Raw genomic sequence first — 19,758 nt, 5'->3', positions numbered from 1 at the left:
GTATTTAGAAGAAATAATGGAAAAATCCAAAATTACTTCTAAAATACGTTAAAACTGTATTAATCCGTCAATTGGTGAACTTGCTGTTGCATACGGTTTTTTAGGGATTCTTCCAGCTTTATAACCAAGTCTTCCTGCAATAACTGCATATTTCATAGCTTCTGCCATTTGTATAGGATTTTGAGCACAAGCAATTGCACTATTTGCTAAAACAGCATCTGCTCCTAATTCCATAGCTATTGAAGCATCACTTGCACAACCAATTCCTGCATCAACAATAACTGGAACTTTTACTGCATCTCTAATAAATGCTATATTATATTTATTTTGAATACCAAGTCCACTTCCTATTGGAGCAGCTAATGGCATAATAGCATCAGCACCTGCATCTTCTAATCTCTTAGCAATAATTGGATCATCACTTGTATATGCCATAATTGTAAAACCATCTTTTTTTAAAATTTCACAAGCTTTTATTGTCTCAATTACATCAGGATATAAAGTTTTTTGTGCATCACCAATAACTTCTAATTTTATTAAATCAATTCCAGTTGCTTCTCTCATCAATCTAAAAGTAGTAATTGCTTCTTCTGCTGTAAAACACCCTGCACTATTTGGTAAAAATTTTACATTTGTATCTTTGAAATAATCCAGTAAATTTTCTTCATTTGGATTTGTAATATTTACTCTTCTAATTGCAACTGTTATTAATTCACTACCACTTGCAAGTGTTGCTTCTTTTGTTGTTTGAAAATCTTTATATTTACCACTTCCAACAATTAATCTACTATTTAATTCATATTTACCTATTTTTAAAATATCATTCATATTGTATTATCCTTTATAAATTTTAAATATTTTTTACTTGATTTTGAAATATCAAATTGAATAATTTCAGGCACATCATAACTATGTAATTCTTTTATTTTACTTTTTATTTTCTTAAAGTGCTTTTTTCTTGTTTTTATGTTTAAAAGTGTTTCTTTATCACTACAAAATTGATTATCCCAATTATAAAATGATTTTATTTGACTTAACTGTATACAAGCAGCAAATTTTTCTTCTATTAATATTTTTGCGATATTTTGAGCTTCTTCTTCTGAACTGCAAGTTGTTTGAATAATAATAGTTTTCATAGATTTTTTATCTCTTCAATTAAATCTTGTGGACTTAGAGAGTAATTGTTTTTTTTATAATTTTTTGCCGCTAAAGTATGTGCTAAACTTGCACTTATTGCTGCATCAAGAGGTTTGTAACCTTGAGCTAAAAGAGACCCTATAAGACCGCTTAAAACATCACCACTTCCACCTTTACTTAGAACTGCACTTCCAAAACTATTCACATATAATTTTTCATTTTGGGCAATTATTACATTTGCACCTTTTAAAAGAAGCACTGTTTTAGGATATTTTTTTGAAAACTTTTCTACATATAAAAATCTATTATTTTGTAACTCTTGTACAGATATATCAGCGATTCCAGAAAGTTTCAATAAAGAAACAAACTCTTTTGGATGAGGAGTTAAAACAACTTCTTTATCTAATACTTCAAATATTAGTTCATCATAAAACAGATCTGCATCTATAATTTTTGGAACATCTTTATTTAAAATCTCTTTTATTTTATTTTCATCATATTTTCCCAAACCCATTCCAATAGCAATAGCTGTACAATTTTGGCTAATATTTTGTGTTTGCATAATATGATAAGGTAAATCTACATTTTCATCACAAACTACACTTACAAGTCCAGCACCAAATCCAAAAGCAGCATTTGAAGCTATAATTCCTGCACCTTTTTTTGAACCAAGTATTACATTTAAATGTCCAAAACTACCTTTATTTGAATCTTTTTTATTTCTTGTAGGAAGTTTAATATCATTTTCATCTAATAAAAACTTATTAGTTTGTGCTTCATAAATCTCTCTTTGAACACCAAGATTTGATACAATTATTTCACCAACATAATCTTTTGCTAAATCTGTAAAAAGTGAAGTTTTAAGTGCACCCATTGTTATAGTTACATCTGCTTGAAAAGTAGAACTGTTTATTTGCCCCAAATTATTTATTCCACTTGGAATATCACAAGCAATTTTAAAAGAAGAATTTGAATTTAAATTGTCTATTAGATTTAAATATTTTTCATCTAAAGGTTTATTTAAACCTGTTCCAAAAAGACAATCAACTATTATATCTGCTTCAAAAACTTCATCTACTTCTTTTATATTCAAAGTTTTAACTCTTTTGTATTGAAGTTTTGCCATAGAAGATTTTGGTTCACTTAAAAGATATAAATTTACATCAAATTTTTTATGTAAAAGTCTAGCAAGAGCTAATCCATCAGCACCATTATTTCCACTTCCACAAATAATCAATACACTTTTATTTTCTTCAAAAATATCTTCAATGTAAGAGCACATACTAGAAGCTGCATGTTCCATCAAAATATCTTCATTTAAAAAAAACTCTTCATAACATCTTTTATCTAAAGAATTTACCTCATCAAATATTTTTTGCACAATATAACTCCTTAAAAATGTTATCTAAGTTTTATCTAAATTTCCAGTTCTCTTTTGTCAATATCTCTTTTATTTTATCTTTGAAATCACCTTGGATTTCCAACCATTCATTATTTATTGCTCCACCACAAGCAAGCTTTTTCTTTAGAAGTTTTAGAACCTCTTTTTTTTCATTTTCTTCTATATAAAATCTTCCAACTAAAGTTACAGGTTTTCCATTTCTTTTTTCAAAAGTAAAAACTAATTGGTGTTGATTTTTAGGTATTAAATCAGAAGATGATTTTTTTGGATTTTTTTTATCCTCTTTTATCGTATCGTGATTATTTCCTTCAAGTTTTGAGCCTAAACCTTTTGATAACATATCTGCTAGACTTGCCATTTAAAACTCCTTTATTCTTGTTTGTATATCTATCTCTTCAATACTTATAAAATCTTTTAATTTGTATTGTTCAACTGCAACTCGTCCAATCATAGCTGCATTATCACTACAATATTTTAGTTCACTAAGATACAAATTCATATTATGTTTTTTACATAATTCATCTATTTGCGTTCTTAAATAGATATTTGCACTTGCTCCTCCAACTATTGCGAAGTTTTTTGGAACTTTTTGTTTAAACTGCTTTTTTAGTTTTTGCATTATATGATCAACCGCTGTTTTTTGAAAACTTGCACAAATATCATATTTGTCTTGTTCCCTAATTCCTTCTTCACTATTTTCAAGTTTTTCAATATGAAGTCTAACAGCATTTTTAAGTCCACTATAACTAAACTCTATTTTTGGACTTTGACTAAGTGGTATTGGTAAATCAAATCTATTAACATCACCTTTTAAAGAGTATTCTTGAACAACTGGACCACCAGGATATCCAAGTCCAAGCATCTTAGATACTTTATCAAAACTCTCACCAAAACTATCATCAATTGTTGTCGCAACTACTTTCATATCATTTAAAGAATTTGCTTCTATTATTTGTGTATGACCACCAGAAACCAATAGTATTGTTATAGGTAAAACTTCTTGTTTTTCTATAAAAAGTGAATAGATATGTCCTTTTAGATGATTTACCGCAATTAAAGGAAGATTTAACGATATACTTAAAGCCTTTGCCATAGTTACGCCTTCCATTAGCGTTACACTAAGTCCTGGAGCATTTGTAACAGCAATTGCTTTTAATAATGGAAAATACTCTTTACACTCTTCAAGAATTTTTGGAAGTGCTTCCACATGAAGCCGTGCAGCAAGCTCAGGAACAACTCCTCCGTAAATACTATGTTGAAGTTCTTGAGATATTTTTTTATGATAGATTAATTTATTTGTTTTTATTTCTGTAATAGCTATTGAGCTATCATCACAACTGCTTTCAATGCTTAAAATCATATTTAGTGTTCTTTAAGCTCTTCATTTATTTCACACTCATCTTCTCTTTTTATCCAATCAAGTGCGCAATCAAGTTTTCCAAATCCAGAAGCAGCATTTATATGTCCTGCATTTTCCATAATTTTCATTCCAATATTAAGTTTTGATTGAAGTCTTATTGCTTCTTCTACTGTTAAATAAGGGTCATTTGTTGAAGCTGCCATAATAATTTCATTTGCTTTTAAATCTTTTGCTATTGGATAAGGGAAAAATGTTTTAGCATCTTCTAAAACTTCATTTCTAACGGGAGCAACTAGCATCAATTTATCAAGTTTTATATCAAGTTCATCACAAGTATGAAACCATAAAATATTTCCTAAAGAGTGACAAACTACAATATCAGGATTAAAGTGTTTTATCTCTTTTTTTAAAAAATCTTTCCACTCTTGTAGTTTTGGATTATCTCTTGAAGGAAAACTAGGAAAAGACACTATAAAATTCTCTTTTATCAAATCCATAGCAAGTTGTGACTGCCAATGAGGATAATCACTTCCATTTAATCCATGAAGTATTAAGATTCTTTTACTCATCTTTTTCATCCCTTATATTTTTTATTTCAAATTTACCTTTTCTAATCAAATACTGTACATTTTCATCTAATAATTCGATGTTTATTTTATCATCTTTTCTGAAGATTAATCCAACTAATTCTTTATGTGATTTTTTTTCAATATTTACAAAACTATTTTTTTTCCAATTATCAAATTTATCTTCATATAAAGTTACAATATCTTTTTCAAATTTAGTTCTTGTGTAAATTAGATAAATTACTAAAATAAGTAAAATTCCAAAAGGAATTAATAAATCAAGACTCACAATACTTTCTCACTTCTTTATCTATTTGAAAAATATCTTCTATTGAACTTGCATTTGTATTATGAAATTTATTTATAGCATTCATAGTAATTTTTGAAATATCTAAAAAGCCTATTTTTGAATTTAGAAATTTTGAAACAGCAACTTCATTTGCAGCATTTAAAACAACTCCCAAATCAAGATTATTTAATATTTCATCTTTAAGTTGCCAAATTGGATAACGATTTTCTTCAATTCTTCTAAACTCAATATTTCCGACTTCTATTAAATTTACAGGTTTTAAAATTTCTTCATCACAATGCCCAAGTATTGCATAAGCTATTGGAAGTTGCATTGAAGCATTTGCAATATGTGCTGTTGTACTTCCATCTTTAAAGTTAATCATTGCATGAATAAGTGATTTTGTTTCGATGATTGCATCAAGTTTTCTTGTATCAAAAAGCCAAGCAGCTTCTATAAGTTCAAACATTTTATTTGTCATAGTAGCACTGTCAATAGTAATTTTATTTCCCATTGACCAATTTGGATGATTTAATGCTTCTTTTATAGAAACATTTTGAAGTTTATCAAGTGGATAATCTCTAAATGAACCACCGCTTGCAGTTATTGTCATAGAATCTATTTTCTTATTTTGAAGTAAATACCAAAGTCCAAAATGTTCACTATCTATTGGACTAAGTTTTGTTTGGTCAATAAACTTTCCAGCAACTACAAGAGATTCTTTATTTGCTAATGCTATTTTTTTACCACATTCAATAGCTTTTAATGTAGGTCTTAATCCTAAAAATCCAACAAGAGCATTTACAACTGTTTTAGAACTACTATTTTCAATAGCTTCTAAAATAGCAGCTTCTCCAAAAGATACATTTTTGTGTTGAACAAAAGGAATATCTTCTTTATCTGCAACAACAACTATTTTAGGATTAAACTCTTTTATTTGTTCATTTAGTAGCTTTATATTTTTTCCAGCTACTAAAACTTCAACATTTAAATTAAATTTACGTGCAATATTTAAAGTATTAACTCCTATTGAGCCTGTACTTCCAAGAAGTATCAAATGATAACCCTTAATAAAACAACCATTGTTATTGCACCAAATAAGTAACCATCAACTCTATCTAAAACTCCACCATGTCCCGGAAGAATAGTACCACTATCTTTTACACCTGCTTCTCTTTTTAAATAACTTTCATATAAATCACCAAATACTGATGATAAAGATACAATAGCAGAAACTATAATAGCTCCAATTATTCCAACTTCACTAATAGAAGTTAATGTTCCTAAAATAATAGCAAATGCCATTCCTCCAAATACACCTTCTAAAGTTTTATTTGGACTTGTTTCACAAAACTTTGTTTTTCCAAAGCTTCTTCCTACAAAATATGCTCCAATATCAGTAGCTGCAACAATTACAAATAACCATAGAAGAACTTTTACTCCATATTCACTGTATAAAGTCATTAAAAATATAAAAGATGCTGTTGGATATAAAAGTGGTAAAAATAACTTTTTATCTAAAGTTCTTTTATAAGCTAATTGAGAAGCGTAACCTATTGCAACAATAAAAATCAAATCTATTGGCATTGGATAAAAATATACTGCAATCCACAATAATAGAGTATAAATATAGATGCTATCACTATTTAATTTATATAATTCTTTTGATTCATGTACTGAAATCATAAGCATAATTCCAAATACTAGCCAAAATAAAAAATAAGAATCTATGTATCCTAGTATTAACATACCTATTATTAAAACAACACCTGTTTTAACACGTACAGAAATATCTTTTGTCATTTCAAACATTTTTATTAACCTTAAAGAAAAAATTTATTAATTGTACTAAATTTTGGCTTTTGATTGTATTTCTTGAATTTATTTTATTGTTTAATTTAGAATTATTCTATCTCATTTGAGATAGAATAATTTATGTGAGATTTTAGAATAAACCTGCAATTTGGTTTGAAATTTGTCTTTCTAAAATTGGAGTAGCTTCTTCTAAAGTTAAATTCATTTTAGTTGCTTCTGCAAATAACATAGTTTTATGTTCTATATAGTTTGTTGAATAGCTTTGAGCTGTTCCTGTAGCCATATTAGAGTTTAATTGTCCAGAAGCATTTGCATTATTTACACTTCCTCCAAGACTATTCATAAATCCAGCTTTACTTGAATCTTTTACAGATGCTTGTCCTTGAGCTGTTGCACTTGAAGTATAAACTTCACCTTTTGCTTTTTCTCTGATTACAATATCAACTTGCATTTGATAAATTGTATCTTCTAAAGCTTTTCCTACTAATCCACCAACTAAAGCACTTCCTAAACCAACAGCTATTGGTTGTGTTGCTCCATGGCTATTATAAGCTGAAACTCCTGCTCCTAATGCTCCTGCTCCTAATGCCGCTCCAGCAACATTATTTTCTTGTTTTTTATCACAATATAAAACATTCATCATTAAAACATAAGTTGCCATATCTGGATCATCAACTACTCTATAACCTTTAGCCATTAATTCACTTATAATAGAGCTTTCAAGATTAATTCTTTGTCCACTTGTATTTTTTGTTGAAACGAATATAGTTCTTAACTCTTTTTTTACTGGATTAATAAATACACTTTGTGTCATTTTTGCATTTGTTTGTAATTCAGTTGTTGCACAACCTGTAAAAAGTAATGTAGCAGCCGCAATACTCAAGCCTAAAGTCTTTATTTTATGCACTTTATCTCCTTAAAATTTTCTAATTGATATTATATCTTAAAAAGTTTGATTTTGGCTTTCTTTATATTTGCTTTATATTTTAATAGAGTAGAAGATTAATCTTCTATTCTTATCATATTAGGTTTTGTTAGAACTACTCCAGAATTTTCAAGTTCTTTAATAGCTTTTAAAATATCTTTTTCTACACATGTATGAGTTGTAAGTAAAAGATTTGCTTTTGAATCTTTCAAAGGTTTTTGCATCATATTTTCAATAGAAATTGAATTATTTCCAAATATTGTTGCAACTTTTGCTAAAGTTCCAGATTTATCTGCAACTTCAAGCCTTAAGTAATATTTTGTTTGGATATTCTCTTTTGGCATTAAAGTTATTTTTTCACCTGGTTGTTTTTCAAACCCTAGCATTGGAGAACCTTTACCTTTTCTAGCAATATCTATAATATTTGCAACAACAGCTGAAGCAGTTGCATCACCACCTGCTCCTGCTCCATAATACATAGTTTCTCCAACTTTGTCTCCAACAACAGAGATTCCATTCATAACACCATCAACTTTTGCTATCATTTTGTCTTCAGGAATTAAAACTGGATGAACTCTTAATTCAATTTCATTTCCTACTTTTTTTGCAATACCTAAAAGTTTTATAGAATACTCAAACTCTTTTGCAAATTCAATATCTGCTTTTGTGATATTTTCAATTCCTTCGATTAATATTTCTTCAGGTTTTACATCTATTCCATAAGCAATTGAACCTAAAATTAAAAGTTTATGAGCAGCATCATATCCACCAACATCAAAAGTAGGATCAGCTTCTGCATAACCTAATTCTTGTGCTTCTTTTAGTATTTCATCATAATTTACACCATCATTTATCATTCGTGTAAGCATATAGTTACAAGTTCCATTCATAATACCTTGAATAGATTTAATATGATTTGCACTTAATCCATCTCTTAAAGCGTTAATGATTGGTATTCCACCTGCAACTGCTGCTTCAAATTCAAAAGGAATATCACCAGCAAGTTCTTGAAGTTCATATCTGTGATATGCCAATAAAGCTTTATTTGCAGTAACCACTGCTTTTCCTTTTAATAAAGCTTTTTTAACTATCTCATAAGGCTTATCAATTCCACCCATTAATTCAACAACTATATCAATAGAATCATCTTCTAAAATTTCATCAGCATTTGTAGTTAATTTTATACTAACATCTCTTTTTTTGCCTAAGTTTGAAACTACTCCAATAGTTGGAACAATCTCTTTACCAGCACGTGCAGTAATAATATTTTTATTATCAATTAAAATATTTGCAACACTAGTTCCAACTGTACCAACTCCAATAATTCCAACTTTTAACATAACTTATTTCCTTTAAAATGGTTCCCCTTTTAAAGGAACCGAATTCATTCTATATCTACTTTTTAGCAGGATTTCTAAAAAATCCTTAAAAGTAGCAAAAACTAAAGGGCTTTGAGAACAAAGCTTACTTTTCTAATGATTTTAAATATTTCTTTATATTTTTTGCAGCTTGTCTAATTCTTTTTTCATTTTCAATTAAAGCAATTCTTACATATTGGTCACCATAGTGTCCAAATCCAATTCCTGGACTTACGGCAACTTGTGCTTGAGTTAATAATTGTTTTGAAAATTCCATACTTCCTAAATGACTTGCAACTTCAGGGATTTTTGCCCAAATAAACATAGATGCATTTGGCTTATTCATAACCCAACCAGCATCTGCAAATGTTTCAAGCATTAAATCTCTTCTTTTTCTATATTTTTCAATATGTTCTTCAACACAATCTTGTGGTCCATCAAGTGCAACAGTAGCTGCAATTTGAATAGGAGTAAACATACCATAATCAAGCCAAGATTTGATTCTTTTTAATGCACCAATTAGTTTTTCATTTCCTACGATACACCCTACTCTCCATCCAGCCATGTTGTATGATTTACTTAAAGTAAAACATTCAACAGCAACATCTAAAGCACCTTCTGCTTGGAAAATTGAAGGAGTTTTATATCCATCAAAAGTTATATCAGCATAAGCAATATCAGAAATAATATAAAATCTTTCTCTTTTAGCCATTGCTACTAATTTTGTATAAAATTCTGGTGTTACAGTTGCACAAGTTGGATTATGAGGGAAATTTACAACCACAAATTTTACTTTTGGAATTGACTCATCAAGTGTTTTTTGTAATCTTTCAAAAAACAAATCTTCATCAACTTTAAATACATCATCAAATGCTAATTCAAACTTATGAACAGCTGCACCATTTAGCATAAATGCATATGAGTGAATTGGATAAGTTGGGTCTGGAACAACAGCTACATCTCCAACATTTACAATAGCTTGAACTAGGTGAACATAACCCTCTTTTGAACCCATTGTTGCACATACGTGTTTATTTGGATCTAAAAAATCAACATCATATTTTCTTTTATACCAATTAGAAATAGCAAGTCTTAGTTTAAAAATACCAGCACTTGCACTATAACCATGATTTTTTGGTTTTGCTGACGCTTCAATTAATTTATCTGTTATATGTTGTGGTGCTGGACCATCTGGATTTCCCATAGAGAAGTCAATTACATCTTCTCCTGCTCTTCTTGCTTCCATTTTTATTGCATTTACTTCTGCAAATACATAGTTTGGAAGTCTTTTCATTCGTTCAAATTCAATTTCTGGAAACATTTATTACTCCTTAGTAATGCTAATCCCTTGCTTTAAATTTGCAAGAGAATATAAATCATCAATTTTGATATATCTTGTATTATTAGGCACATCTATTACTAAATTTTTGTGCAAACTATCTTTTTCTACTATTTCAATAATTTTAAAATCTTTATCATAAAAAACTATACTTGGATACCAACTATTATTTATATTTGAACTTATGCTAATAGCACTTGTATTTGATATTTCAATAATATATGGTTTATTTGGTTTTTTTAATGATAAACTCTTATTATTTATTAAATCTTCCGTTTTATAAACTGTAGAGTTAGTTGAATCAATAAAATAACTCCATTTAAGATTTCCCTCTCTTTTTATATCTACAATACTACTATTTGTACTTTGTAATTCTTGAGATAATCTGAGAGGGTTTATGGCGGCTGCAGTTTTTAATCTAATAGTCCATTTTAATTGATCTTCTATAACTACTTCACTTTGAGTTATAAAGTTTTGTTGACCAATAGCTTTTAATATATCATTTATATTTTTCATTGATTTTTTTGCATTTGTATTAAAACTAAAAGATACTTCTATATCTTTAGTTCCTCCTAAATCTAACTTTAGAAGATTATTATTTGATAATTCTTGAGTAATTTTTACATAATCAATTTGACCATTTTTATAAAATGAACTTGAATTTTTGAAAATATGATTAATTAAATTCCTATGAGTATTATAATCACTAGCTCCTAGCAAATTTTGAACTGCGTCATTTATACTTGCGTTTGAAGTCACACATAAAGCAATAATTAGGATTAATTTTTTTATCATATTTTACTCTTTTTATCTTTTTAGGTTATAAATCAATATTCCTGCTGCAACTGAAACATTCAAAGAATCAAATTCATGTTCCATTTTTATAGATACTTTTAAGTCCAATTTCTTAGCAACTTTTGGAGAAATACCTTCTCCCTCGCTTCCTAAAAATAGGGCTACTTTATCACTTTTTTCTATTTTTCCATATTTTTTTAAATCAACACCATCCATTGTTGCACCAATCAAAGTAAATCCAGCATCTATTAATTCACTTGCTAAATCTGCACTTCTTGGATGAATACAAAATGGTAAATCAAGCAATGCTCCAGCACTTGTTCTTACAATTCCAGAGTTATTTATAGTTTTTATATTTGATGCAATTATTCCATCAATTCCTAAAGAATAAGCTGTTCTAGCAATTGCTCCAATGTTTCCAACATCAGTTACTCCATCTAAAACTAAAATAAAATTCATCGCTTTTAATTCTTTTATCGGTGCATAGTCAAACTGACTCAACTTTAAAAAAAATCCTTGATGATTTCCACCTTTTGCTAAAGCTTGCGCTTTTTGGTTATCTAGTCTATGGATTTTTTTACCTAATTTTAAAAATTTTGAAAATAGTTTATTATCTATCTCTTTTGAAAGAAAAACTTCTTCAACTAATTTTGGGTGATTTTCAAGTACGTAAAGTACTATTTGTTTTCCGTATATTATCATTCGGCGATTTTATCCAAAAATTGTTGATAAACCTCTTTGATAGATTGTCCTGTCATTTTTGCAATTAATTTTGCTTTTGTTTTTGGAGGTAAATCTAAAGGTAATATGTCATTTAATTCAAGATTTAAACCAACTTTTTCTTTTGGTTCAATTACTACAACCCATTCACCTTTTATATTTATATTTTTAAACTCTTCAAAAAGATTTGAAGCGCTATTTTTATAAGTAGTTTGATGAAGTTTTGTTATCTCTTTTGCTAAAAATATTGTTCTATTTGGCTCTTTTTCATTTAATTCTTCAAGAAGTTTTAAAAGTCTATGAGGTGATTCATAAAGGATTGATAGTTTATCATCATTTAAAATCTCATCGAGTTTTGAAGCACGACTTGCTCCTTTATGGTCTAAAAATCCATAAAAAGAAAAAGTAGTTTGTATAAATCCACTCATTGCATAAGCAGTTAAAATTGCATTTGCACCAGGAAGAACATCATAAGGAATTTGATTTTTTATACAAAAATCTACAAGTGTAGCACCTGGGTCACTAACACAAGGCATTCCTGCATCGCTTACATAAACAACATTTTTAGAAAAAGTATCTTTGTCTAAAGTTTTTAATATTTGATTTTCATTATGAGAGTGAAAAGATTTATACTCTTTATTTGAAAAGTCTAAGTTATATTTTTCACCTAAAAGGTTTAGAAGTTTTTTTGTTACTCTTGTATCTTCACAAAAGATTAATTCCGACTCTTCAAGAACTTTAAGTGACCTCGAAGAGATATCTTCTAAATTTCCAATCGGAGTCGGAACTAAGCATAACATAGTATTTTACTACTATTTAGCCATGTTATATTTAGCTTTGAATTTCTCAACTCTTCCTGCAGCATCAACAAGTTTTTGCTCACCAGTGAAGAATGGGTGACAAGAAGAACAAATATCGATTTTTAAAGTCTCAACATTTGATTTTGTTTCAAAACTATTACCACAAGCGCAAGTTACTGTACAAACTTTGTAGTCTGGATGAATATCTTTTTTCATTCCATTTTCCTTAATTAAATTAATGTAAGATAAAAGGTCAAGTCCTTGCAAGCCCTTTACCAAACTCTTTAGGGTTGTGATTATATCGAGAAATACTTAAGTATATCTGAATTTAAGTTATCTATTATATTTGAAGTCTTATTTAAAAATTGACCTTTATTGAAAGTATTTTGTCTTTTTGCAAGTTTCATTGTATTTTGTGAAATTTTTTCTTCTAACTCTTCTTTAGACAATTTTCCATCTAAATATTCAAATGTTTCAACAATACCAATAGATGACATACAATTTGGAGCTCTTGTATATTTTTTTTCTAAATAAATAATCTCATCAATCAAACCTGATTTTATCATAGTATTTGTTCTTGATGCAACTCTTTTTTTTAGATCTTCTTTTTCCCATAAAATTTCAAATATCTTTAAATCTTTTGCAAGTGGAATTTTAGGATTTTTTTCAAAATATAAAGTTGGAGTTAAACCTGTTTGTTTATAAATTGCATAAGCTTTTTCTACTCGATATTTATCATTTTTTTCTATCTTTTTCATATACATTTCATCTAACGAATACAATAAATCATAAGCTTCTGATACACTAATATCTAATTTTATTTTTGATTCTATTCCCAAAGATAATCCATCAATTAAAGCTTTTAAGTAAAATCCTGTACCACCAACTATAATCAAATTTTTATCATTTTTTAAAGCATACTCTTTAGCTTTTTTGTATAACTCCATAAAACAAACCACATCAAATTCAACATTTGGATAAACTTCATCTATTCCAAAATGTAAAATTTCACCTCGTTCTTCTAAAGTTGGTTTTGCAGAAACAATATCTATTTCTTTGTAAACACACAAAGAGTCCAATGATAAAATTATAGAATTTGTTTTTGAAGCAATTTCAAGTGATAAAGCAGTTTTTCCTGATGCAGTTGAACCAATAATTGCTATTTCTTTCATTTTATTACTTTTTTACTTTCACAAATTTCTAATTTTTTATTAAGTTCATTTATCTCTTTTTCTTTTTCAATAATTGTTTTTAATAGTTTTGAAATATCATTTGATTGTGTGTTTTGAATCTCTTCTTGAGTTTTTGATGAACAAGCACTAAAATTTAGAATTAAAAATAGACTTAAAATAAATAAAACAATTTTTTTCATATATTCTCTTTTTTATAAAATATCTTTCATTATAACCCAAAAAGGTTTAATTTAATTAATCTAGGATAAAATCCCTGCTATGAAAAAATTGATGAAAAAACTTAATGATTTTAGTGAACTTGTAATGTTCCAACACTCTATTTTTGCTTTACCATTTATTTTTATAGCTATGGTTGTTGCAGCAAATGGTTGGTTTGGTTTCAAACTTTTGATACTTGGTGTTTTAGCAGCTGTTACTGCAAGAAATTTTGCTATGGGATTTAATAGATATATGGATAGAGATATCGATGCTTTAAATCCACGAACTATAAATCGTCCAAATGTAGATGGAAGAATTAGTGCAAATGCTATGTTTATTTTTGTAGTAGTTAATGCACTTTTATTTATATTAGTTGCTTATTTTGTAAATGATTTAGCATTTATTTTATCTTTACCTATTTTAATAATCATTGGTTCTTACTCTTATTTTAAAAGATTTTCATATCTTGCACACATTATTTTAGGAATTTCTTTAGCTCTTGCACCAATTGCAGGTGTAGTTGCTGTTAGTGAAAATATACCTTTATGGGTAATATTTTTAAGTATTGGTGTTATGTTTTGGGTTGCTGGTTTTGATTTACTTTATTCTTTACAAGATATAGAAGTAGATAAAAAACTTGGTCTTCACTCTGTTCCTTCTGTATTTGGAGTAGAAAAAACTATGCTTTTTTCAAAAGTATTTCACGCACTAACAGTAATATTTTGGCTTTTATTTGTAATCTACTCAAGTAGCTCATATTTTGCATATCTTGCAGTAATAATAAGTGCTTTGATGCTTAGCTATGAACACTATTTAGTAAATAAAGATTTTAAAAAAATTGATAGAGCATTTTTTACTGTAAATGGTTATTTAGGAATAGTTTTCTTCCTTTTAATAGTTTTAGATAATATCTTTTTTTAAAATTTAAGAAATATTAGGATAGACTTACATCCTAATTTTAGGTGCGTCTGTAGTTCAACTGGATAGAATAACCGGTTTCGACCCGGTGGGTTGTGGGTTCGACTCCTACCAGGCGTGCCATTTTATAATTTCAATCAATCTAATTATAATTTTTTCACTAAGAAACTTACTATCTTAAAATTTCTAAGTATTGTTAAAAATTTTTTTAAATTTACAATAATTCTAATTTACTCTTATTTTCATAAATATTTAGCTAATCTTATTAAAAATCTATTATGGAGTTAATTGATGGCATTTAGATTTAGAAAATCAATAAAAATAATACCAGGTGTTAGGGTAAATCTTAGTTCAAAAAGTGCAAGTTTAAATGTTGGACCAAGAGGTTCATCTTTTTCTATTGGAAAGCAAGGTATTTATAGTAATGTTTCAATTCCAGAAATGGGAATATCTTTTAGAAAAAAAATTTCAAATAATGTAAGAGAAGAAAGAGCTTTAAAAAGACAAAGATTATCTGAACAACAAACTATAATAAGTGTTGTTTTAAGTTTATTAGATGATGGTAATATTGTATATAAAGATGAGAATGAAAATCTTTTAGATAGAAAAATTGTTACTAAGCTTTGGCAAGAAAAATCTGATATGTTAAAAAATTGGCTAGAAACTGAAGCTCAAAAAATTAATGATATGGATTTAATTACTACTATTCATTATGATATGCCAACTCCATATAATGAACCACAATTAGAAAAATTAGAATTTGATAAAGAAAAACCATCTAAACCTAAGAAAAATGAAATTAAAAAACCTTCTTTTTTTAAATCTCTTTTTTTTCCAAGTTCTAAACAAAAATATCAATCTGATTTAGAAAAAGCAGAAAGCGATTTTATATGCAATACTAATAGATTTAAAGAAGAATTGTCATTATGGGAAAAAGATAAAGAAGAGTTTGATAAAGTTCAAAATGAATTAGCAATTAGTTTTAGTACACTTATTAGAACAGATATAAATACTATGTCTGAATATTTAGAAAAGGTATTACAAGATTTAGATTGGGCGAGAGAAACATTAGTTTCTTATGATATTAACAATTCAGCTAATACCGTTTATATAGATATTGATTTACCAGAAATTGAAAATATTCCTCAAAGAACAGCAACGATTGCAGCAACTGGTAAAAAACTTAACATAAAAAATAAAACTGAAAAACAGTTAAGACTAGAATATGCAACTCATATTCATGCAATAGCTTTAAGAGTTGCAGCATATACTTTTGCAACATTGCCTTCCATTGATTTAATTATAATATCAGGATATTCTCAAAGATTAGATAAATCAACCGCTAATACAAATGATGAATATTTATATAGTATAAAATTTAATAAAAGTGACTTTTCTAAGTTAAACTTTGAGAAAATAGAATTAATAGACCCGATAAAGGCTTTTGATAATTTCGAGAATATAAGAAATATGACATCAACAGGTATTTTTAAAGAAATTAAACCATTTTAAATCAAATTTTTTATAATTTTTTCTTCTATATATGATAATTATTTGATATAATTTAATTATTCCCAATATAAGGAGGAAGTCAAATGAAAAAATTATTTTTAATTTTAATCATTTTAAATAGCATAGTTTTTGGAGTTACTTTTGAAGATGGTAAAAGAGCTTTATTAACCAATGACTATGAGCAAGCTTTTAAAATATTTGACGATTTGGCTTCAAAAGGTGATGCAAAAGCACAATATGGGCTTGGATTTATGTATGAAACAGGAAAAGCCGTAAAAATGGATAAAAAAGAAGCCATCAAATGGTATAAAAAATCATCAAAACAAGGTTATAAAAAAGCTCAAAAAGCTCTTGATGATGTTTGTAGTGAAAATCCTTTTATTTGTAGATAAATTAAAGATTTTTAAGCATCACTAAATTAACTCTTTTGTATTTTGATTTAAAATTAGGAATTTCTTCAAATCCTAATTTTTTATACAAACTTACAGCAGGAGTTAAAACACTATTTGTTTCTAAAAATATAGTTTTACCGCCTCTATTTTTAGCTTCATTTATAACGGCTTGAGATAAAAGTAAACCCAATTTTAAACCTTGTACTTTTGATAAAACAGCCAATTTAGCTAATTCAAAATCAAAGTTTTCATTTTTTGATTTTATTAAAGCACAAGTTCCAACTACCTCATCTTTATATAAAGCTAAAAAAATTTCTCCACCCATATCGATAATATATTTTTCAGGTTCATTCAATACTTTTATATCTGATTCTTCTACTTCAAAATATTCACCAATCCACCAAAGATTTATCTTTTTAAAATCTTCTTTGTATTTTGGCGAAAATTTTACTATCTTTATATCTTCACTCATTTGTATTTCTAAAAATCTTTAAAATTTCCTATTATCTCTTTTGCTTTTTGTAAAGCTTTGTCACTACTATCTTTATCAAAAGTAAGTGCAACAGCCATTCTTCTTCCAACATGGCTTTGTGGTTTTCCAAATACTCTAATAATTGAATCTTTTGTAAATGAAGAATCAAAAATATCAATTTGAGGGTTGAAGCTATCACCACCTGCTTTATATGCTGCACTTGCACCTGCTCCATAAGTTATAAAATCAATTGGTAAACCTAAAACTGCTCTTACATGAAGTGCAAACTCACTAGCACTTTGAGTAATCATAGTAACCATTCCAGTATCATGTGGTCTTGGACTTACTTCTGAAAAATAAACATCATCACCTTTTACAAATAACTCAACTCCAAAAATTCCTCTTCCACCAAGACCATCAGTAATAGTTTTTGCTATTTCTTGAGATTTTTTAACTGCAATTTCACTCATATTCATTGGTTGCCATGAGAAGATATAATCTCCATCTTTTTGAATATGTCCAATTGGTTCACAAAATACTGTATCTTTTCCGTTTCTAACAGTTAACATAGTGATTTCATAATCAAAAGTGATAAATTCTTCAACGATTAATTCACTAGCATCACCTCTAGCTTCTTTTGCCATTTCCCATGATTTTTCTAAATCAGCTTCGCTTCTAGCAACACTTTGCCCATGTCCTGATGAACTCATAACAGGTTTAATAACACAAGGAAATCCAATAACACTTGCTGCTTCTTTTAAAGCTTCAAAAGTTGTTACAAATTTATATTTACTCGTTGGAAGTTTTAGTTGTTCTGCTGCAAACTCTCTAATATTTTTTCTATTCATAGTTTTATTAACTGCATCAGCATTAGGAATTACATGAAATCCCTCTTTTTCAGCATCAAATAAAGCTTGAATATTTATAGCTTCAACTTCAGGAAGAATATAAGTTGGTTTTTCTCTTCTTATAATATCAAGAAGTTGATTTTTATCTTTCATATTTATTGTATATGATTTGTTTGCTACAAGTTGAGCTGGAGCATTATTGTAACTATCAACTGCTATTGTTTCTATTCCTAATCTTTGAGCTTCAATTATTACTTCTTTTCCAAGTTCTCCACTTCCAAGAAGCATAATTTTTATAGAGTCAGACTTTAAAGGTGCTGTAAATTTCATATTTTTCCTTTTTATTATAAATTGTTAAAGAGTAACCGTAAAAACTTTTTTTACAGCACCTTTGAAATAAATTGTATTATCTTTGATTGATAAAGTTAATTCTTCGCCACTTTTTGGATAAACAAAAGTAGTATCATTTACCAGTTTTAAGCTATTTGCTCTTAGAAAACTTGCCGCCATTCCTGTTCCACAAGCTAGAGTCTCACCTTCAACTCCTCTTTCATAAGTTCGTACTTTTATTGTTTTATTTTCTATTTTTGCAAAATTAACATTTGCATTATATTTATATCTCATTTTTGCACATAACTCATGGTTATAAAGATTTAAGTCATCAACTATTGTTACAAGGTGAGGAACTCCAGTATCCACTAAATGCCAAATAAATCCATCTTCACTAAACTCTTCATTTATAACTTTTGCTTTAGTTAATTGAGTTTCAACAATATCATTTTCAACAACAGCTTTTATAATTCCAGCACCAGTTAAAAATCTCGCTTGATTTGTATTTATTAAACCATTTGTGTAAGCATAATGAGTTACTGCTCTTGTCGCATTCCCACACATAGAAGCATCACTTCCATCGCTATTATAAAATAACCATTTAAAATCTGCTTCACTACTTGGAACTAAAACTACAAAACCATCTGCTCCAATACCTTCTGTTCTATTACATAATTTTATTGCTTCAGCTTTATAGTCTTTTTCAATAAATGAGTGTGAAATGATAAAATCATTCCCACTCGCGCTATATTTTGTATATGTCATATAATCTCTCCAATTACTCTTTCAACTTCATTTTGTAAGTGTTTTAAATCTTTTGAATTATCTATTACTATATTGGCTAATTTTCTTTTTTCTTCAATATCCATTTGATTTGAGATTTTTAGTTTTGCCTCTTTTTCATCTATATTATCTCTTTTCATAAGTCTTTGTATTTGCAACTCTTTTGGTGTATAAATAACTAAAGATTTAGAAATTGGATAATGCATTTTTTCAAAAAAAAGTGGAATATCTACAAAATATGGTTTATTTTGCTCTTCATATATTTTTGACTCTTTTATAATCTCTTCTTTAATCAAAGGATGAAGAAGTGCCTCGAGTTTTAGTTTATTTTCTTCATTTGAGAAAATTATTTTGCCTAACTCTTTTCGTAAAACTTTTCCATTTTCAACATACTCTTTTCCAAACATCTCTTCTATTTTTGAAGAGTTTTCATCTAAGAGTTTATGTGCAATTTTATCTGCATCAATAGTTAGAAAACCATGAAGTTTTAAAAGGTTACAAACAGTACTTTTGCCAGTTGAAATTCCACCTGTTAAGGCGATAGCGTTTTTAAATAAATCATTACTCATAGTTTGGATTTTACTACAATAATGATTTATTTAAATT

25 protein-coding genes and 1 tRNA gene are annotated in these 19,758 nt (G+C 27.9%); 4 read left to right on the top strand and 22 right to left on the bottom strand.

All coding sequences use genetic code 11. From position 1 onward, the window contains the following. Nucleotides 1-48 precede the first annotated feature (48 nt). The 18 genes from CKV87_RS00845 to CKV87_RS00760 all read right to left on the bottom strand — a co-directional run bounded on the left by CKV87_RS00845 (nt 49) and on the right by CKV87_RS00760 (nt 13,878). Nucleotides 49-828, bottom strand: a complete 780-nt coding sequence (locus CKV87_RS00845; RefSeq protein WP_012012055.1) for a thiazole synthase — start codon at nt 826-828, stop codon at nt 49-51. Beyond that, entirely contained in the window at nt 825-1,136 is a 312-nt protein-coding gene (gene cutA, locus CKV87_RS00840) for a divalent-cation tolerance protein CutA (protein WP_012012054.1), read from the bottom strand. Before cutA ends, CKV87_RS00845 begins: the two co-directional genes overlap by 4 nt. Further along, a complete protein-coding gene (locus CKV87_RS00835; RefSeq protein WP_012012053.1) occupies nt 1,133-2,518 on the bottom strand; it encodes a bifunctional ADP-dependent NAD(P)H-hydrate dehydratase/NAD(P)H-hydrate epimerase in 1,386 nt (461 codons plus the stop codon). The genes cutA and CKV87_RS00835 overlap by 4 nt, the downstream gene beginning before the upstream one ends. A 31-nt stretch (nt 2,519-2,549) precedes the next feature. After that, entirely contained in the window at nt 2,550-2,897 is a 348-nt protein-coding gene (locus CKV87_RS00830) for an SUI1 family translation initiation factor (protein WP_012012052.1), read from the bottom strand. After that, nucleotides 2,898-3,899, bottom strand: coding sequence for a tRNA (adenosine(37)-N6)-threonylcarbamoyltransferase complex transferase subunit TsaD (gene tsaD, locus CKV87_RS00825; protein ID WP_012012051.1), 1,002 nt, complete (start codon nt 3,897-3,899; stop codon nt 2,898-2,900). Nucleotides 3,900-3,901: 2 nt separating this feature from the next. Then, nucleotides 3,902-4,468: an RBBP9/YdeN family alpha/beta hydrolase gene (locus CKV87_RS00820; RefSeq protein WP_012012050.1), complete on the bottom strand. Its 567-nt coding sequence runs from the start codon at nt 4,466-4,468 to the stop codon at nt 3,902-3,904. Continuing rightward, nucleotides 4,461-4,754, bottom strand: coding sequence for a hypothetical protein (locus CKV87_RS00815; RefSeq protein WP_012012049.1), 294 nt, complete (start codon nt 4,752-4,754; stop codon nt 4,461-4,463). The genes CKV87_RS00820 and CKV87_RS00815 overlap by 8 nt, the downstream gene beginning before the upstream one ends. Next, the gene (dxr, locus tag CKV87_RS00810; RefSeq protein WP_012012048.1) at nt 4,744-5,811 is read right to left on the bottom strand and encodes a 1-deoxy-D-xylulose-5-phosphate reductoisomerase; all 1,068 of its coding nucleotides are present in this window, start codon (nt 5,809-5,811) and stop codon (nt 4,744-4,746) included. The genes CKV87_RS00815 and dxr overlap by 11 nt, the downstream gene beginning before the upstream one ends. Then, nucleotides 5,808-6,566: a phosphatidate cytidylyltransferase gene (locus CKV87_RS00805; protein ID WP_012012047.1), complete on the bottom strand. Its 759-nt coding sequence runs from the start codon at nt 6,564-6,566 to the stop codon at nt 5,808-5,810. The genes dxr and CKV87_RS00805 overlap by 4 nt, the downstream gene beginning before the upstream one ends. Nucleotides 6,567-6,699: 133 nt before the next feature. Continuing rightward, entirely contained in the window at nt 6,700-7,476 is a 777-nt protein-coding gene (locus tag CKV87_RS00800) for a complement resistance protein TraT (RefSeq protein ID WP_012012046.1), read from the bottom strand. A gap of 95 nt (nt 7,477-7,571) precedes the next feature. Beyond that, complete coding sequence (locus tag CKV87_RS00795; RefSeq protein ID WP_004510198.1) at nt 7,572-8,834, bottom strand: homoserine dehydrogenase; 1,263 nt, start codon at nt 8,832-8,834, stop codon at nt 7,572-7,574. A gap of 124 nt (nt 8,835-8,958) precedes the next feature. Beyond that, the gene (locus CKV87_RS00790) at nt 8,959-10,173 is read right to left on the bottom strand and encodes an LL-diaminopimelate aminotransferase (protein ID WP_004510197.1); all 1,215 of its coding nucleotides are present in this window, start codon (nt 10,171-10,173) and stop codon (nt 8,959-8,961) included. A gap of 3 nt (nt 10,174-10,176) precedes the next feature. Continuing rightward, nucleotides 10,177-10,986, bottom strand: a complete 810-nt coding sequence (locus CKV87_RS00785; protein ID WP_004510196.1) for a hypothetical protein — start codon at nt 10,984-10,986, stop codon at nt 10,177-10,179. A gap of 12 nt (nt 10,987-10,998) precedes the next feature. Further along, nucleotides 10,999-11,688, bottom strand: a complete 690-nt coding sequence (rlmB, locus tag CKV87_RS00780; protein ID WP_004510195.1) for a 23S rRNA (guanosine(2251)-2'-O)-methyltransferase RlmB — start codon at nt 11,686-11,688, stop codon at nt 10,999-11,001. Beyond that, nucleotides 11,685-12,506, bottom strand: a complete 822-nt coding sequence (gene rsmI, locus CKV87_RS00775) for a 16S rRNA (cytidine(1402)-2'-O)-methyltransferase (RefSeq protein WP_012012045.1) — start codon at nt 12,504-12,506, stop codon at nt 11,685-11,687. Before rsmI ends, rlmB begins: the two co-directional genes overlap by 4 nt. A 12-nt stretch (nt 12,507-12,518) precedes the next feature. Continuing rightward, the gene (gene rpmE, locus CKV87_RS00770; RefSeq protein ID WP_004510193.1) at nt 12,519-12,722 is read right to left on the bottom strand and encodes a 50S ribosomal protein L31; all 204 of its coding nucleotides are present in this window, start codon (nt 12,720-12,722) and stop codon (nt 12,519-12,521) included. Between the two features lie 80 nt (nt 12,723-12,802). Next, nucleotides 12,803-13,678, bottom strand: coding sequence for a tRNA (adenosine(37)-N6)-dimethylallyltransferase MiaA (gene miaA, locus CKV87_RS00765; protein WP_012012044.1), 876 nt, complete (start codon nt 13,676-13,678; stop codon nt 12,803-12,805). Beyond that, complete coding sequence (locus CKV87_RS00760; protein WP_004510191.1) at nt 13,675-13,878, bottom strand: hypothetical protein; 204 nt, start codon at nt 13,876-13,878, stop codon at nt 13,675-13,677. The genes miaA and CKV87_RS00760 overlap by 4 nt, the downstream gene beginning before the upstream one ends. A 79-nt stretch (nt 13,879-13,957) precedes the next feature. On the opposite strand from CKV87_RS00760, the gene mqnP reads away from it, so the two are divergent. The 4 genes from mqnP (at nt 13,958) to CKV87_RS00740 (ending at nt 16,719) form a co-directional block, all read left to right on the top strand. Next, nucleotides 13,958-14,818, top strand: a complete 861-nt coding sequence (gene mqnP / locus CKV87_RS00755; RefSeq protein ID WP_004510190.1) for a menaquinone biosynthesis prenyltransferase MqnP — start codon at nt 13,958-13,960, stop codon at nt 14,816-14,818. A gap of 43 nt (nt 14,819-14,861) precedes the next feature. Next, nucleotides 14,862-14,938: transfer RNA gene (locus CKV87_RS00750), tRNA-Arg, on the top strand. 168 nt (nt 14,939-15,106) lie between these two features. Then, entirely contained in the window at nt 15,107-16,327 is a 1,221-nt protein-coding gene (locus CKV87_RS00745; protein WP_012012042.1) for a DUF4236 domain-containing protein, read from the top strand. Between the two features lie 83 nt (nt 16,328-16,410). Further along, a complete protein-coding gene (locus CKV87_RS00740) occupies nt 16,411-16,719 on the top strand; it encodes a tetratricopeptide repeat protein (RefSeq protein ID WP_012012041.1) in 309 nt (102 codons plus the stop codon). Between the two features lies 1 nt (nt 16,720). Here CKV87_RS00740 and CKV87_RS00735 read toward each other — a convergent pair whose 3' ends face one another. Genes CKV87_RS00735 through coaE form a run of 4 tightly spaced genes read right to left on the bottom strand, consistent with a single transcriptional unit; the run spans nt 16,721 to nt 19,721 of the window. Then, nucleotides 16,721-17,191 carry a GNAT family N-acetyltransferase gene (locus tag CKV87_RS00735; RefSeq protein WP_012012040.1) on the bottom strand — a complete coding sequence of 157 codons (471 nt, stop codon included), beginning with the start codon at nt 17,189-17,191 and terminating at the stop codon, nt 16,721-16,723. Nucleotides 17,192-17,199: 8 nt separating this feature from the next. Then, nucleotides 17,200-18,369, bottom strand: coding sequence for a formate-dependent phosphoribosylglycinamide formyltransferase (purT, locus tag CKV87_RS00730; protein ID WP_012012039.1), 1,170 nt, complete (start codon nt 18,367-18,369; stop codon nt 17,200-17,202). Nucleotides 18,370-18,393: 24 nt separating this feature from the next. Continuing rightward, nucleotides 18,394-19,134: a diaminopimelate epimerase gene (gene dapF, locus CKV87_RS00725; RefSeq protein WP_012012038.1), complete on the bottom strand. Its 741-nt coding sequence runs from the start codon at nt 19,132-19,134 to the stop codon at nt 18,394-18,396. After that, a complete protein-coding gene (coaE, locus tag CKV87_RS00720) occupies nt 19,131-19,721 on the bottom strand; it encodes a dephospho-CoA kinase (RefSeq protein WP_004510185.1) in 591 nt (196 codons plus the stop codon). The genes dapF and coaE overlap by 4 nt, the downstream gene beginning before the upstream one ends. Between the last annotated feature and the right edge of the window lie 37 nt (nt 19,722-19,758).

The sequence above is a fragment of the Aliarcobacter butzleri genome (assembly GCF_900187115.1).
In the GTDB taxonomy this organism is placed as follows: Bacteria; Campylobacterota; Campylobacteria; order Campylobacterales; family Arcobacteraceae; genus Aliarcobacter; species Aliarcobacter butzleri.
Note: the sequence above shows the minus strand (reverse complement) of the source record. Positions and strands in the feature narration are given on the sequence as shown.